The organism is Streptomyces sp. NPDC102514, from assembly GCF_055584525.1.
The window spans coordinates 344,620-358,527 of the sequence record NZ_JBVJLW010000007.1 but is presented as its reverse complement, the minus strand read 5'-3'; the positions used below and the strand labels follow the sequence as shown (position 1 = coordinate 358,527).

The 13,908-nt window shown below is 72.4% G+C and carries 10 protein-coding genes; all 10 read left to right on the top strand.

Going from position 1 to position 13,908, the window contains the following annotated elements; genetic code table 11:
• The first annotated feature begins 11 nt into the window (after positions 1–11).
• The 10 genes from ACZ60E_RS20505 (at position 12) to ACZ60E_RS20460 (ending at position 13,813) form a co-directional block, all read left to right on the top strand.
• The gene (locus ACZ60E_RS20505; protein ID WP_469442148.1) at positions 12–719 is read left to right on the top strand and encodes a hypothetical protein; all 708 of its coding nucleotides are present in this window, start codon (positions 12–14) and stop codon (positions 717–719) included.
• Positions 716–1,423 carry a hypothetical protein gene (locus ACZ60E_RS20500; protein WP_469442146.1) on the top strand — a complete coding sequence of 236 codons (708 nt, stop codon included), beginning with the start codon at positions 716–718 and terminating at the stop codon, positions 1,421–1,423. The genes ACZ60E_RS20505 and ACZ60E_RS20500 overlap by 4 nt, the downstream gene beginning before the upstream one ends.
• A 10-nt stretch (positions 1,424–1,433) precedes the next feature.
• Positions 1,434–1,835, top strand: coding sequence for a LysM peptidoglycan-binding domain-containing protein (locus tag ACZ60E_RS20495; protein ID WP_469442145.1), 402 nt, complete (start codon positions 1,434–1,436; stop codon positions 1,833–1,835).
• Positions 1,828–2,967, top strand: coding sequence for a hypothetical protein (locus ACZ60E_RS20490; RefSeq protein ID WP_469442143.1), 1,140 nt, complete (start codon positions 1,828–1,830; stop codon positions 2,965–2,967). Before ACZ60E_RS20495 ends, ACZ60E_RS20490 begins: the two co-directional genes overlap by 8 nt.
• A 49-nt stretch (positions 2,968–3,016) precedes the next feature.
• On the top strand, positions 3,017–3,553 hold the full coding sequence (locus ACZ60E_RS20485) for a phage baseplate assembly protein V (RefSeq protein WP_453794180.1): 537 nt from the start codon (positions 3,017–3,019) through the stop codon (positions 3,551–3,553).
• A 115-nt stretch (positions 3,554–3,668) separates the two neighbouring features.
• A complete protein-coding gene (locus tag ACZ60E_RS20480; RefSeq protein ID WP_384809493.1) occupies positions 3,669–4,022 on the top strand; it encodes a hypothetical protein in 354 nt (117 codons plus the stop codon).
• Complete coding sequence (locus ACZ60E_RS20475) at positions 4,019–4,405, top strand: GPW/gp25 family protein (protein ID WP_384809491.1); 387 nt, start codon at positions 4,019–4,021, stop codon at positions 4,403–4,405. The genes ACZ60E_RS20480 and ACZ60E_RS20475 overlap by 4 nt, the downstream gene beginning before the upstream one ends.
• Positions 4,402–7,710, top strand: a complete 3,309-nt coding sequence (locus ACZ60E_RS20470) for a putative baseplate assembly protein (protein WP_469442140.1) — start codon at positions 4,402–4,404, stop codon at positions 7,708–7,710. The genes ACZ60E_RS20475 and ACZ60E_RS20470 overlap by 4 nt, the downstream gene beginning before the upstream one ends.
• Complete coding sequence (locus ACZ60E_RS20465) at positions 7,707–11,654, top strand: putative baseplate assembly protein (RefSeq protein ID WP_469442139.1); 3,948 nt, start codon at positions 7,707–7,709, stop codon at positions 11,652–11,654. Before ACZ60E_RS20470 ends, ACZ60E_RS20465 begins: the two co-directional genes overlap by 4 nt.
• Positions 11,654–13,813 carry a hypothetical protein gene (locus ACZ60E_RS20460; RefSeq protein WP_469442138.1) on the top strand — a complete coding sequence of 720 codons (2,160 nt, stop codon included), beginning with the start codon at positions 11,654–11,656 and terminating at the stop codon, positions 13,811–13,813. The genes ACZ60E_RS20465 and ACZ60E_RS20460 overlap by 1 nt, the downstream gene beginning before the upstream one ends.
• The last annotated feature ends 95 nt before the right edge of the window (positions 13,814–13,908 follow it).

Here is a 13,908-nt window from a genome sequence, read left to right as displayed (position 1 = left end):
ACGGAGTTGCAATGCGCCCCCTGTCTGCCAGTGAACAGAGTCATGTGGACTCGCTCGATGCGATCCTCGAGTGCGACGCCCTTGATGTCGATTTCTCCGACAAGGGTCCCATTTTGGAGAGGCCCGCCGAAAACCCGGACATCATCACCTTCTTCCAGGAGTTCAAGGATGTAGCCCTGGGGAGCTCGCTGCGTGAATGCAATATCTGGTTCACGGAGCTTTCGTGCCGCTGGCGCACCAGGGAAGTCTCTCCCGAGCTCGGTGGAGAATTCAGACTCCGGGATCTTTACGATTCCATTCTGCTGCCGCCTCCGCAGTTCACGGCGGATACCGCGAGCGAACGAGACCTGGAGATCTTTTCACAGCTCAGAGTGATCGACTTTCCGCAGCATGCGGGAACGGGTCACTTCGCCGCCATTCGAATTCAGGATGACGTCGACCCGCTTGAGATGTGGTACTACGAAATGCGTCTGAGTACTGCTCCGGGGCGTGAATCGGACCTGATCAGGATGGAGTCCTCGTACTGCGAGTACCTTGACGCGCTGGTGCTCACCAAGGGCGTATTCGGCTGGCAGTACCTGTTCACCGACATCTCTCTGCAGGGAATCGTGTTCCGCGAAACTGTCGCACGGCTGGAGAAGATGCTCGAACTGTTCCCCACCCTTTTCCCGGACCATGACTATGGTCCCCTGGCCGCACGCCTGGAGGCCCGCCGATGACCCGCTACGCCGACATCCCCAAACCCATCCGTTCCGGAATAGTCGTCGTCGATCCCGACCGTGGAACCCCCCAGCGCATCATCGTGCTGCAGTTCAATCCCGACACCCTGGAGCGCAGTCTCAGTCCGCAGTCCGCCGGGGGGAGTGGGGATTCCGGTGGTGGGGGGAGTGGGTCCGGGGATCGGAATGAGGCTTTGCGGCTCAAGGGGCCCGCCCAGGAGACCTGGAAGTTCACCGCCGAGATCGACGCGACCGATCAGTTCGAGGTCGCCGCCCCCGACGGCATCCACCCCCAGCTCGCCACGCTGGAAATGCTCGTGCAGCCCACGACCCAGCAGATCCGCGACGCCACCCGCCTCTCGCAGAAGGGGGCCATCGAAATCAGCCCGATCGAGATGCCGTTGACCCTTTTCACCTGGGGCAGCAAGCGCGTCATGCCCGTGCGGATCACCGAACTGTCCATCAACGAGTCGGCGTTCGACGTGAACCTCAACCCGATCCGCGCCTCGCTCGGCATCGGGCTGAAGGTTCTCACCGTCAGCGACCTGCCCGCCGGACACCGCGGCGCCGACCTCTACATGGCCCACCTCGCCCAGAAGGAACGCCTCGCCGCGGCGGCCCGCCGCGGCAGCCTCGGCGGACTTGGCCTCACAAGCGCCGGCACGGGCACAGGCATCGGCGTCACCTTGACCGGAAGGGGCTGAGGCAGCGGCCATGGCAGACATCGAGCCCTACGAGAACGCCCTGGACGCCATCCCCGGCGCCCACCCCTACCCCCGCTCCAGCCGCTACCACGACGCTGAGATCGGCATCCACCGCCAACCCGACGGCACCGAAGTCCGTTACGCCAAGCGCCGGTTGCTGCCCCCGCTCGACCAGCCCGGTCAGCCCGGTCAGCTCGATCAGTTCGACCGGCCCGGCGACGAGGGCCGGCGCCACACCGTCGGCAGCGGCGACCGCCCCGACCTCCTCGGGCAGCGCTACTACGGCGACCCCGCCCAGTGGTGGCAGATCGCCGACGCCAACCCGGTCCTCGACCCGCGCGAACTGACCGACGAGGCCGGCAAGGTGATCGAGGTGCCGCTCCCCGGCAGCGGGGGAGAGCGGCGTGTTTGACGTCCCCGTGGGCCAGGGCCCCGTACACATCACCCTCCGCATGGGACCGAAACTCACCCGCCCCGTCCCCGCCGAGGTCACCGAAGCACTGCTGTCCGCGCAGATCACCGCCACCGCGGGCGAACGCAGCGGCTTCCAGCTCGCCTTCGACCTCACCAAGAACGGGATCATCAACCGCGCCCTGCTCCCGGAGGGCTTCTTCGACCCGAAGACCCGGATCATCGTCACGGTCACCGTCAAGGGCACCCCCGACGTGCTCCTCGACGGCCTGATCGTGCGCCAGGAGGTCGGCGCCAGCAACCAGCCCGGCCACTCCACGCTCACCGTCACCGGCGAGGACCTCTCCCTGCTGATGGACCTGGAGGAGCGGACCGACCGCTACCCCAACCTCCCGCCCTCCGACCGCGTCCTCGCGATCCTGCGCCGCTACTCCGACTACGGCATCCGGCCCGATGTCTACAAGGAGAAGGTGAGCCAGCCCCCGCACCAGGACCTCCGCGTGCACTACCAGACCGGTACCGACCTCCAGTACGTCACCGAGCTGGCCCGCGCCAACGGCTACACCTTCTACCTGGAACCCGGCCCGACCCCCGGACTGTCGTCCGCCCGCTGGGGCCCCGAGATCCGTCTCGGCATCCGCCAGCACGCCCTCAACGTCAACATGGACGACAACTCCACCGTCGACCAGCTGACGTTCTCGTACGACGGAACCGCGCGGGAGGAGCCGCAGGCCCGCTGGCAGGACCCGGGGACCAGGGTGTCCACCCTGCTGCCGCAGCCGCCGATCAGCCCCCTGCGCCCACCGCTCGGCAAACGCCCCACCCCCGCCCTCAAACGCAGAACGCTCACCGGCACGGCCAAGCAGCAGCGCGAACAGGCCGAGGCCGAACTGCTCGCCCGGGCCGCCGTGTCCGCCGACGTCATCTCTGGCTCGGGCTCGCTCGACGTCAACCGGCACGGCTACATCCTCCAGCCCCGCCAACTGGTCGGCGTCCGCGGCGCCGGACGGGCGTACGACGGCGACTACTACGTCAAGTCCGTCACGCACAACCTGCGCCCGGGCTCGTACCAACAGAACTTCACCGTCTCGCGCGAGGGGCTTGAGGCGCGCAGCGCCTACGTCAGGCCCTGAACCACGGCGAGGCGACCGGCACCACCCCACAGAGCAGGAGCAGTTCAGCATGGCGGCAACCGGCAATCGCTACCTCGGCAAGTTCCGCGGCCGGGTGGTGGACAACGACGACCCGCTGCGGATCGGGCGGGTCAGGGCCGAGGTCCCGGACGTCCTGGGCGACGAGCCGTCGACCTGGGCGCTGCCCTGTCTGCCCTTCACCGGGCCGGAGTCGGGACAGTTCGTGGTGCCGCCGCCCGACGCGGGTGTCTGGGTGGAGTTCGAGCAGGGTGACCCCAGCTTCCCCATCTGGACGGGGTGTTGGTACGGGGCCGCAGAGGAACTGCCGCCCGACGCGCGCCGCGAGCTGCAGGCCGACTCGCCGAACAAGCCCGTGGTCGTGCAGACGCCCCTCGCGCACAAGCTCGTGATGAGCGACACCGCCGGTGCCGAGCAGGGGATTCTGCTCCAGGCCCAGGGCGGCGCGTACATCCGTATCACCAAGGACGCCGTGGTCATCGCGACCGGCGCGGGCGCCGAGGTCGTCCTGCGCGGCAGGGAAGTGACCATCAACGAGGGCCAGTTGACCGTGCTCTCGAAGCGATAGCGACAGAGACAGCGACAGAGACAGCGACAGAGACAGGGACGGCGACCGCCATGGCCAGGGCGATTGCCGCAGCGGTGCAGAAACGACAGTGAACGGAAGACGGGGGAACCATCAAGTGTCCAGAGCGACAGGGGCGTCCGGAGGCCTGCTCGGCGCAGGCGCCGTGATCAGCTGCCCGCACGGCGGGCGCGCCACCACCGCCACCACATCCGGCTCCACCGTGCTGATGGACGGGCATCCCGTCGCCACGGCCGCCCACGCGTACGTCGTCACCGGCTGCCCGCACACCGTCGACGGAGTGCCCGAGCCGTGTGTCTCCGTCCGCTGGACAGCGGGGAGCACCGGGGTGACGGCCGGCGGTTCGCCCGTCCTGCTCGACATCTCCGCGGCCGAGTGCTTCACGGCCGCGTTCGTGCCGCAGGGGCCGCCCGTCGTCCAGGCCGACCGGCGAAAGGTGACCGTCCGATGAGCCCACGCACCCGCCCCCGTACCGACATCGCGTTCCCCTTCAGGGCAGACCGCCGGGGCCGTACCGCGCACGCGCGCCACGACGAGCACGTCCGCGACCTGATCGAGCAGGTGCTGTTCACCAGCCCCGGCGAACGGGTGATGCGCCCCGACTTCGGCTGTGGACTGCTCGACCTGGTGTTCGCGCCCAACAGCCCCGAACTCACCAGCACCCTCGAACTGTCCGTGCAGGCCTCGCTGCAGCGCTGGCTCGGCGACCTCGTCGAGATCGAGGACCTGGACGTGGTGAGCGAGGACGACACGATCCGGGTCCACCTCTCCTATGCCGTGCGCTCCACCGGGACGCGCCGCGACGACGTCTTCGAAGGGAGGGCCGCGGCATGACGGCCTCCGGCACGACCCACGGCACGACCGCCTCCCGGCGGGCGAGGGCAAGAGCCGCCCAGCTCAACGGAGTCGACGCGGTCGAGGTGAGCGACGACGGACTCACCCTCACCGTCACCTTCCTCGGCAAGGCCCCGCACGGCCTGTGCGCCGAGAACGTACGGATCGAGGGCGGCCGGCGCGTCGACGGGCTCACCGGCATCACCGTCGTCGACATCGGCGTCGAGCGCGAGGAGGACCCCGAACTCGACGACCGGCTGTACGTCACCCTCGACCGGACCGGCGACTCGTCCCGCTACCGGCTCTCCCTGGTGGAGACCGACCCGTACGGGCGGCCCGGGACCGAGCCGTACCGCGGCTTCGACCAGCGCTATCACGGCGCCTCCTTCACCTTCCGGCCCGACTGCCCGAGCTCCTTCGACTGCAAGCACGGGCACGGGCACGGGCACGGCCACGGGCAGGGGCATGAGCACGAATACGGTCACGAGTTGTCCCCGGCACAGGCGTTCCCCGAAGCGCCCGTCGTCGACTACACCGCCCGCGACTACGACACCATCCGCAAGCTGCTCCTCGACCGGCTCGCCCTCACCACCCCCGACTGGATCGAGCGCAGCCCCGCCGACCTCGGTACGACGCTGGTCGAGATGCTCGCGTACACCGGCGACCAGATCAGTTACCAGCAGGACGCCGTCGCCACGGAGGCGTATCTCGACACCGCGCGCCGCCGGGTCTCGGTCCGCCGGCATGTGCGGCTCATCGACTACGCGATGCACGACGGCTGCAACGCGCGCGCCTACGTCACCGTGGAGAGCGCCGGCGACCACACGCTGCCCCCGGGCACGTACCGCTTCGCGTCCGTCGACGTCCGCTCCCTCGACCCGCACGACCGTCCGGCGCCCGGCACGGTCATCGGTGACGGAGACCTCGCCGACCTCGACGAGCGCGGGTCCGTGGAGGTCTTCGAACCGGTCGTGGCCGCCGACCCGCTGGAACTGCGGTCCGCCCACAACACGATCCGGCTGTGGACCTGGGGCGGCGAGGTGCGCTCCCTGCCCAGGGGCGCGACGGCCGCGACCCTGCGCGACGAGTGGCGCGACACGGAGACCTGCGAGGAACGCCGACTCGCCCTGCGCGCAGGTGACTTGCTGGTTCTGGAGGAGGTGAAGGGGCCGCGCACCGGCACCCCCGGCGACGCCGACCCCGCCCACCGGCAGGTGGTCCGGCTGACCTCCGTCACCCCCGCCGTCGACCGGATCGAGGACCAGCCGGTCCTGGAGGTCACCTGGGCCGCCACGGACGCGCTGCGCTTCCCGCTGTGCCTGACCACGCGCGGCGGACGCGGCTGCGAGCCCGTCGAGGACGTGACGGTCGCCCGTGGCAACGTCGTCCTCGTCGACCACGGCCGCTCCCTCAACCCGCGCGGCGAAGGCCTCCCGGAGACGGTGACCGTACCGCCGGGTCCCGCCGTCGGCGGCTCCTGCGGCACACCGGCCTTCGGCTGCGCCGACCCCGACGAGGGCAACGCCCCCGCCCGGCTCGTCAACTCCCTCACGGACAAGGCGGACCGCGGTGAACCGCTGACCCCCGACGACGTCCACGAGCTGTTCGCCGTGGTGGGCGAGGACGCGACGGTACGCGCCGGACTCGGCCTGGAACTCACCGGGCGGCGCCCCGGCCGCGGCGGGACGGCGAGCGAGGGGCGGGTCGTGCCGGGCACGGCGTACGCCCAGGCCGCGGCGCTGCGGACACTGCTCGCCCAGTCCGTGTACCCGGGCATCGCACCCCGCTTCCGGCCCGTGCTCGGCCGCTCGCCCGTCACCCAGGCCGTGCCGTACCCGGAACCTGGGGTCGTCGCCACCGGCCAGGCCGACCGGATCGCCGCCATTCCGGGACGGGTCGAGCAGCGGCTCACCGAACTGTGGCGCAGCGCCCGCGACCGCGACGGGCTCGGCGAGCAGGAGATCGCCGAACTCGCCGTGCTGTACGGCCTGAAGGTCCTGGAGCGCCTCGAACTGCGCCGCCACCCGGTCCGCGCCCTGCGTGAACTCCTCTTCCGCAGCGACCGGTTGCTCCACGCCAAGCTCCGGCGCGTCGAGGTGCTCACCGCACGGGCCCGCGCGGGCACGGTCCTCGACGGACACATCGCCTGGGAGATCGGACACAGTTGGGGACCCGCGTACGCGGACGGCCTGCACCCGGGCGAACAGGTCCTGCGGGGCCCGGCCTCGGCGGCACTCCGGCACGACCCACGCCACGCCCTCCCCGCCGTCCGGCTGCACGAGGCCCGGCACAGCCATGACGGTCAGCACGGTCAGCACGGTCACAACGCCGACGACAAGCACGGCCACCACCACGGCCACCACGACGACGTGATCTGGGAACCACGCCGCGACCTCCTCGACAGCACCCCCCGCGACCGCCACTTCGTCGGTGAACTGCAGGACGACGGACGCCTCGCCCTCCGCTTCGGCGACGGCCGGCACGCCGCGCGGCCCACCCCCGGCACCCGGCTCGAACTCCGCTACCGGCTCGGCGGCGGCACCGCGGGCAACGTGGGCGCCGAGGCCATCAACCACCTCGTGCTCACCGCCGACTGCGAGCCGCCGCCCGTGGCGGGCGTACGCAACCCGCTGCCCGCCGCAGGCGGCACGGAACCCGAACCGGTCGAGCAGGTACGCCAGTCGGCCCCGCTCGACCTGCGCCGCACCAGGCTGCGCGCCGTCACCGCGGACGACTACGCGGCCCTCGCCGCCGCCCTGCCCGGCGTCCAGCGGGCCGCCGCCACACTCCGGTGGACCGGCAGCGGCCAGGAGGCCCACATCGCCGTGGACGCGTACGGCACCGGGGACCCCTCTCCGGGGCTGCTCGCCGAGGTGACCCAGGCCCTGGAGGCGTACCGCCGTATCGGCCACGACCTCGTCGTCGGCGCCGCCCGGTCCGTGCCGCTCGACATCGCCCTGCGGGTCTGCGCGGTCCCGGGCCATCAGCACGGGCAGATCCTGGCCGAGCTGTACCGCGTACTCGGCCGGGGCCGCCTCCCCGGCGGACAGCTCGGCTTCTTCCACCCGGACGCGCTCACCTTCGGCGAACCGGTCCGGCTCAGCCGCCTGGTCGCCGTCGCCGCGGCGGTGCCGGGCGTGGAGAGCGTCCAGGTCACCCGGCTGCGCAGGCAGTTCCACGAGGACCGAGGAGAGAGGGAGGACGGCGTGCTGCGGCTCGGCCCGCTGGAGATCGCCACCTGCGACAACGACCCCGACCGGCCGGAGAACGGCCGGCTGACGATATCCCTCGGAGGTGCCCGATGAGCGACGACTGCACCTGCGGCGGAGCATGCGGCGACGAGAACGGGCCCGGTGCCGGCACCGGGTGCGGCGCGTGCGGCGGTCACGACGAACGCCTAGCCCCCGCCCCGCTCCACAATCCTCCCCCAGCCTCCGGCCGGGGGTACCCCCATCTCGCTCCGCTCGGCCGTACCGCCCTCGACTACCGCGTCGGCGACCACGGCTCCTTCCTGGCCGCCCTGCTCGACCGGCTCGCCTCACCCGCGTACCCGGCGCTGCGGGGCCTGACGGTCCGCACCCCGGACGACCCGGCGATCGGCCTGCTCGACGCCACCGCCGTCCTGGGCGACCTGCTCACCTTCCACTCCGAGCGGATCGCCGACGAGGCCTATCTGCGCACCGCCGACGAACACCGCTCCCTGGTGCTGCTCGGCCGCCTCGTCGGCCACCGGCCCCGTCCGGGAGTCGCCGCCGCCACCCATCTCGCGTACAGCCTCGAACGGGACCCGCGCGCCGAGACCCTGTCCGTGGTCGTCCCGCGGGGCGCGCGCAGCCACAGCGTGCCCGCGTCCGCCGACGAACAGTCGCAGACCTTCGAGACGAGCCGTGACCTGACGGCCCGCTGGGACTGGAACGAGCTGAAGGTCCGGCGCCGCCGCCCCTCCCTCGTCACTCCCGAGGACCTGGAACGCCGCTCCGCGCTGTTCGTCGAGGGCACGGCCAACTCCCTGGCCGTCGGGGACCAGTTGCTCTTCGTCTTCGGGGAACAGGCGGGCGCGCAACGGCTGCTGCTGCCCGTGGCGAGCGTCCGTGTCGACCGGGACGACGAGATCACCGCGATCGGGCTGCCCCGGTCGGCCCCGCCCACCTTCCGCGAACTCGTCGACGAGGTACGGCGCTGGACCACCGAGCCCGCGCCCCCCGGCGAGCCCGGCGACGAACCGCCCACACCGGAGGTGCCCAACCCGCGCCCGGTCAGCCGCCTGATCGACGACCTCGACGACCAGGTCCTCGCCCCGCTGCGCGCCGACCTGGACGGCATCGGCACGCCGGAGAGCCTCGCGGCCCGTCTCGCCGAACCCGTCGCGCGCCTCGGCGAGGCCCAGGTCCTCGCGACCCCGTACGAGGACGTGGCGGCCTGGTTCGAGCAGCTGGAAGCGGTGCTCGCCGAACTGGCAGAGCGGGCAATGGAGTTGGCCCCCTCCCAGCCGATCCCTCCGGGGGACGGGGACGGGGAGAGCGAGGGCGAGGGCTCCACGACGGCAGTGGCCCGGAGCGCGCCGACGGCCCGGAACACGGCGGCGGCCCTGAGCACGCAGGTGTCCGCGTCCGCGACCGGCCGTCACGAGGCCGCCCTCCAGGCCCTCGGCGCCGTCCTGCCCGCCCTCCGCGGCAAGGCACCGGCGCCCACCGCGCGAGCGACCCGCCCCCGCCGCCCCGGCGCGGACACGGCCCGTCTGCTCTCGGTCCTCGACCCCGGACTGAGCGGCCTTTACCCGGCCTGGCGCACGGCCGCCGCCCCCGGCACCCCACCGCTCCTGCGCGAGCTGCTGGCCCTGCGCGTGACCACCGCCCCCTTCGGCGCGACGGCCCCGCTCAAACCCGTCCAGGACGACCGGGGCCGGGTCATCCGCACCGCGGACTGGCCCCTCACCGGTGCCTTGCTGGTCAGCATGCGCGTCGTGTTCGACACGGCGGGCAGGGCGCCGGTGCGGGCGGAGTTCCAGTACGTCGAGGGCAGCAGCTCCGACCAGCGCGCGGAGAACCTGCCCGTCACCGTGCCGGTCACCTTCCGCCTCGGCACGGGCGAGGTGGACCTGTCCACCCACGCGGGCCAGGACCGCGAACCGGGCCGGCTCACCGGGCGGCCCGCCGACGCGCAGGAGCCCGGCGTCACCGCGGTCCTGCGGGCGGGCCTGCCCGAGCGCACCCTCTTCGTGTCACGCCCCGACGCGGACGGCGTGCTCCGCGTCGGCATCCACAACGGCACCACCGAAGAGGTCATCCTGCGGCCCGGCGTCCCGGAGCGGTTCACGCACGGCGAGTACGAGGTGAGCCTCACGTACACCGTGGGCAGCGCCGCCCCGAACGTCGAGGTGGTCGTCGCCTCGAAGCCCGCACCCGCCAACCGCCGCCTGCTCCAGCTGGACTCGGTGCGCGACAACATCACGGTCGGCAGCTGGGTGGCGATCCAGCGCCCCACCAAGGGGGCCGAGGGAGGCATCCCGGGCGACCCGGCCCTCGCGTACGTCACCACGAAGGTCGTGTCGGCGCGGACGGCCGCGTACACCAACTACGGCATCACCGGCCGGGGCACCGAACTCGTCCTGGCCGACCCGTGGCTGGACGAGTTCGACGTCCTGCTGTCGCACATCCGCGACACCACCGTGCACGCGGCGGGCGAACCACTGCGCCTCGCCGACGAACCGCTCGGCGAGGACGTGCACGGCAACGAGATCGAACTCGCCGAGCTGTACGACGGGTTGAGGCCCGGTCGCACCCTGATCGTCGAGGGAGAGCGCAGCGACCTGCCGGGCGCCACCGCCGTACGGGCCACCGAGGTCGTCACCGTCGCCGCCGCCGAACCGGCGATCGACCCGGCCCTGCCCGGCGACCACGTCCACACCGAGCTGACGCTCACGACGGACCTCGCGTACCGCTACCGCCGCGACAGTGTGCGCGTCCTCGGCAACGTGGTCGAGGCGACGCACGGCGAGTCCCGCGACGAGGCGATCGGCAGCGGCGACCCGGACCGGGCCAACCAGACGTTCGCGCTCTGGCAGTCGCCCCTCACCTGGCTCGCCGACGACAACCCGCTCGGCGCCACCCCCGTTCTGGAGGTGAGGGCCGACGGCGTCCTCTGGCACGAGGTCGACAGCCTCGCCGGGCGCGGCCCGCGCGAACGCGTCTACATCACCGGCAGCACCGCCGACGGCCGCACCACCGTGACCTTCGGCGACGGCGTCCACGGCGCCCGGCTGCCCGGCGGCCACGAGAACATCCACGCCCGCTACCGCTTCGGCACCGGGCGGGCCGCCAATGTCGCCGCGGGCCGCGTCACCCAGGCCCTCACCCGGCCCCTGGGCGTCTCCGCGGTCACCAACCCGCGTCCGGCCACCGGCGGGGCGGACGCGGACGGGCCCGCCCTGACGCGCCGCACGATCCCGCTCGCCGTCTCGGCCCTCGACCGCTTGGTGTCGGAGGCCGACTACGAGGACTTCGCCCGCTCCCGGGCCGGCGTCGGCCGGGCCGCCGCGCGCGAACTCTTCGACGGACGGCGGCGCGTGCTGCACGTGACGGTCGCGGGCACCGACGACGTGCCGATCGCCGGAGCCGGGACCGGCGACGGCGGCGACTCGCCCCTCCTGCGGTCCCTGCGCGCCGCCCTCACCGAGTACGGCGACCCGAACCTGCCGGTCCGCGTGGACGCCCGTGAACTCGTCGCGCTCCTCGTCTCCGCGAAGGTGAAGGTGTCGCCCGACCACTCCTGGCAACTCGTCGAACCCCGCCTGCGCCAGGCACTCCTGCGCCGACTCGGCTACGAGGGACGCGAGTTGGGGCAGCCCGCCCGCCTCTCCGACATCCTGGCCACGGCCCACCGGGTCCCCGGCGTCGACTACGTGGACGTCGACGTCTTCACAGGGGTCGCGGCCTCCACGACCGCCGGAGAACTCACGCGGCTCCTCGCCGACACCGGCCTGCCGAAGGCGACGGTCCCGGCGCGCGGAGCCACGTACGACGAGAAGACCCACACCGTCCGCGAGAAGGACGGCGAGACGCTGTCGGAGATCTGCGGCCGGTACGGAGTCCCGCTCGCCGAACTCCTGCGCCTCAACCCCGACATCACCGACACCCGCCGCCTGGCGAAGGGCCGCTCGGTGTACGTCTTCCGCGGCATCCGCCCCGCCCAGCTCGCCCTGCTGTCACCGAGGGCCGCGGACACCCTGATTCTGACGGAGGTCAACTGATGTCCAGGGAACCGGACGGACTCGCCGAGCTGCTTCCCCAGTGGCACCGGCTGCGCGACGCCCAGGAGGGCGAACCCCTGCGCGCGCTGCTCGCCGTCATGGCCGAACAGCTCGACCTCGTACGGGAAGGGGTCGAGCAGGGTTACGAGGACCTGTTCGTCGAGACGGCGGCCCCCTGGGTGCTGCCGTACCTCGGCGACCTGGTGGGCTACCGCACGCTTCCCGGCTACGAGCGCGTCCTCACCACCGGTCTGCGCGGCGGGAGTCAGGCCGCGCTCACCGAGGCCGTCGCGCCGCGCGCCGACGTCGCCGCCACGGTCGCGAACCGCCGCCGCAAGGGCACCCTCCACCTCCTCGAAGAACTCTCCGAGAACGTGGCGGGCTGGCCCGCACGCGCCGTCGAACTCTCCCGCCACCTCTCCCACCAGCAGCCCGTGAAGCTGTACGGGACCGGAGGAACCAGTGCGGCGGAGCGCGGCACGCGCGGCAGGCTCGCCGACCTGCGGAACGGCTCCGCGCTCGACCTGGCGGGCGGCGCCTTCGGCGAGATGGCCCGCTCGGCCGACGTACGCAGGGCCGACTCCCGCCACCGGCAAGGGGGTTGGACCCCGGCGGGCGTCGGACTGTACGTCTGGCGGCTCAAGGCGCACTCGCTGACGTCGTCACCCGCGTACTGCGTCGACCGGGCCCGCAACCTCTACACCTTCTCCATCCTCGGCAACGACACCCCGCTCGTCACCCGGCCGGTCCCCGAGCCCTCACCGCACCACATCGCGGAGATCGACAACGTTCCCGCCTTCATCCGCCGCCGCCGTCTCCACGACCGGCTCGCCGACCTCTACGGCCCCGGCAAGAGCTTCGTCATCCGGCGCGACGGCGAGGACCGGCCCGTACCGCCCTCCGACATCGTGGTCGCCGACCTGTCGGAGTGGCGCTACCGGCCCAAGCGCGGCCAGGTCGCGGTCGACCCGGAGCTGGGCCGGATCGCCTTCGGCGCACGGACCGCGCCCCGCAAGGGCGTCTGGGTCGACTACCACCACGCGTCCGGCGCAGACCTGGGCGGCGGCGAGTACGCACGCGACCGCGAACCGCGCCCCGACGCCACGGTGTTCCGGGTAGGCCCCGGCCAGACCCACCGGCAGATCATGGACGCCTACCGGGCCTGGCAGCACGACCGCCGGGCGGGCCGCTGCGGCCCCGAGGGCATCATCGAGATCACCCACAGCGGCGCCTACCAGGAACAACTGGACTTCGACCTCGACCCGGGCGACCGGCTGGAACTGCGCGCGGCGGAGGGCACCAGGCCCGTCATCCGGCTGCTCGACTGGTACAGCAACCGCCCCGACGCCCTCAACATCCGTGCCGTCTCCGACGACTGCGCCCCCGGCGAACGGCCCCGGATCGTGCTCGACGGGCTGCTCGTCACCGGCCGCGGCATCAACGTCACCGGCCCGATGGGCGCCGTCGTCGTACGCCACTGCACCCTGGTGCCCGGCTGGTCCCTGGAGCCGGAGTGCGACCCGCACTCCCCGGAGGAGCCGAGCATCGTCCTGGAACGCACCACCGCGTGCCTCCGGATCGAGCACAGCATCCTCGGCACCATCGAGGTCATCGGCGACGAGGTCTCCGAGGAACCCCTCGACATCCACCTGCGCGACAGCGTCCTGGACGCCACCGCCGACGACCGCGAGGCACTGTCCGCCCCCGACTGCCGGCACGCCCACGCCGTCCTGCACCTGCACCGCACGACCGTGATCGGCGAGATCCACACGCACGCGGTCCGCATCGCCGAGAACTCGCTCTTCACCGGCCGCCTCCACGTGGCCCGCCGGGGCATCGGCTGCCTGCGCTTCTCGTACGTGCCCACCGGCTCCCGTACGCCCCGCAGGTACCGCTGCCAGCCGGACCTGGCAGGTGAGGCGGGCCCCGGCCAGGCCTCCCGCGTACGTCCGCGGTTCACGTCGACGCGCTACGGGACGCCCTGGTACGGGCTGCTCGCCGACCGGGTCGCGGAGGAGATCCGGCGCGGCGCGGAGGACGGGGCCGAACTGGGCGCCTTCCACGACCTGTACCGGCCCCAGCGCGAGGACAACCTGCGGGCCCGGCTGGCGGAGTACACGCCCGCGGGAACGGACGCCGGGATCTTCTTCGTGACGTAGACCCGCCCGAGCAGGCCCGCCCCACCTCGCTGCGCCCCGCCCCGCTCCGCCCCACGACTTCGACGAACCGCACTTTCCGACCAGGGGGACACCCT

Bases quoted from the DNA above. Each gene is read 5' to 3' on its own strand.
- ACZ60E_RS20460 (WP_469442138.1), top strand. From the start codon at position 11,654: ATGTCCAGGGAACCGGACGGACTCGCCGAGCTGCTTCCCCAGTGGCAC.
- ACZ60E_RS20505 (WP_469442148.1), top strand. From the start codon at position 12: ATGCGCCCCCTGTCTGCCAGTGAACAGAGTCATGTGGACTCGCTCGAT.
- ACZ60E_RS20485 (WP_453794180.1), top strand. From the start codon at position 3,017: ATGGCGGCAACCGGCAATCGCTACCTCGGCAAGTTCCGCGGCCGGGTG.
- ACZ60E_RS20470 (WP_469442140.1), top strand. From the start codon at position 4,402: ATGACGGCCTCCGGCACGACCCACGGCACGACCGCCTCCCGGCGGGCG.
- ACZ60E_RS20500 (WP_469442146.1), top strand. From the start codon at position 716: ATGACCCGCTACGCCGACATCCCCAAACCCATCCGTTCCGGAATAGTC.
- ACZ60E_RS20475 (WP_384809491.1), top strand. From the start codon at position 4,019: ATGAGCCCACGCACCCGCCCCCGTACCGACATCGCGTTCCCCTTCAGG.
- ACZ60E_RS20495 (WP_469442145.1), top strand. From the start codon at position 1,434: ATGGCAGACATCGAGCCCTACGAGAACGCCCTGGACGCCATCCCCGGC.
- ACZ60E_RS20465 (WP_469442139.1), top strand. From the start codon at position 7,707: ATGAGCGACGACTGCACCTGCGGCGGAGCATGCGGCGACGAGAACGGG.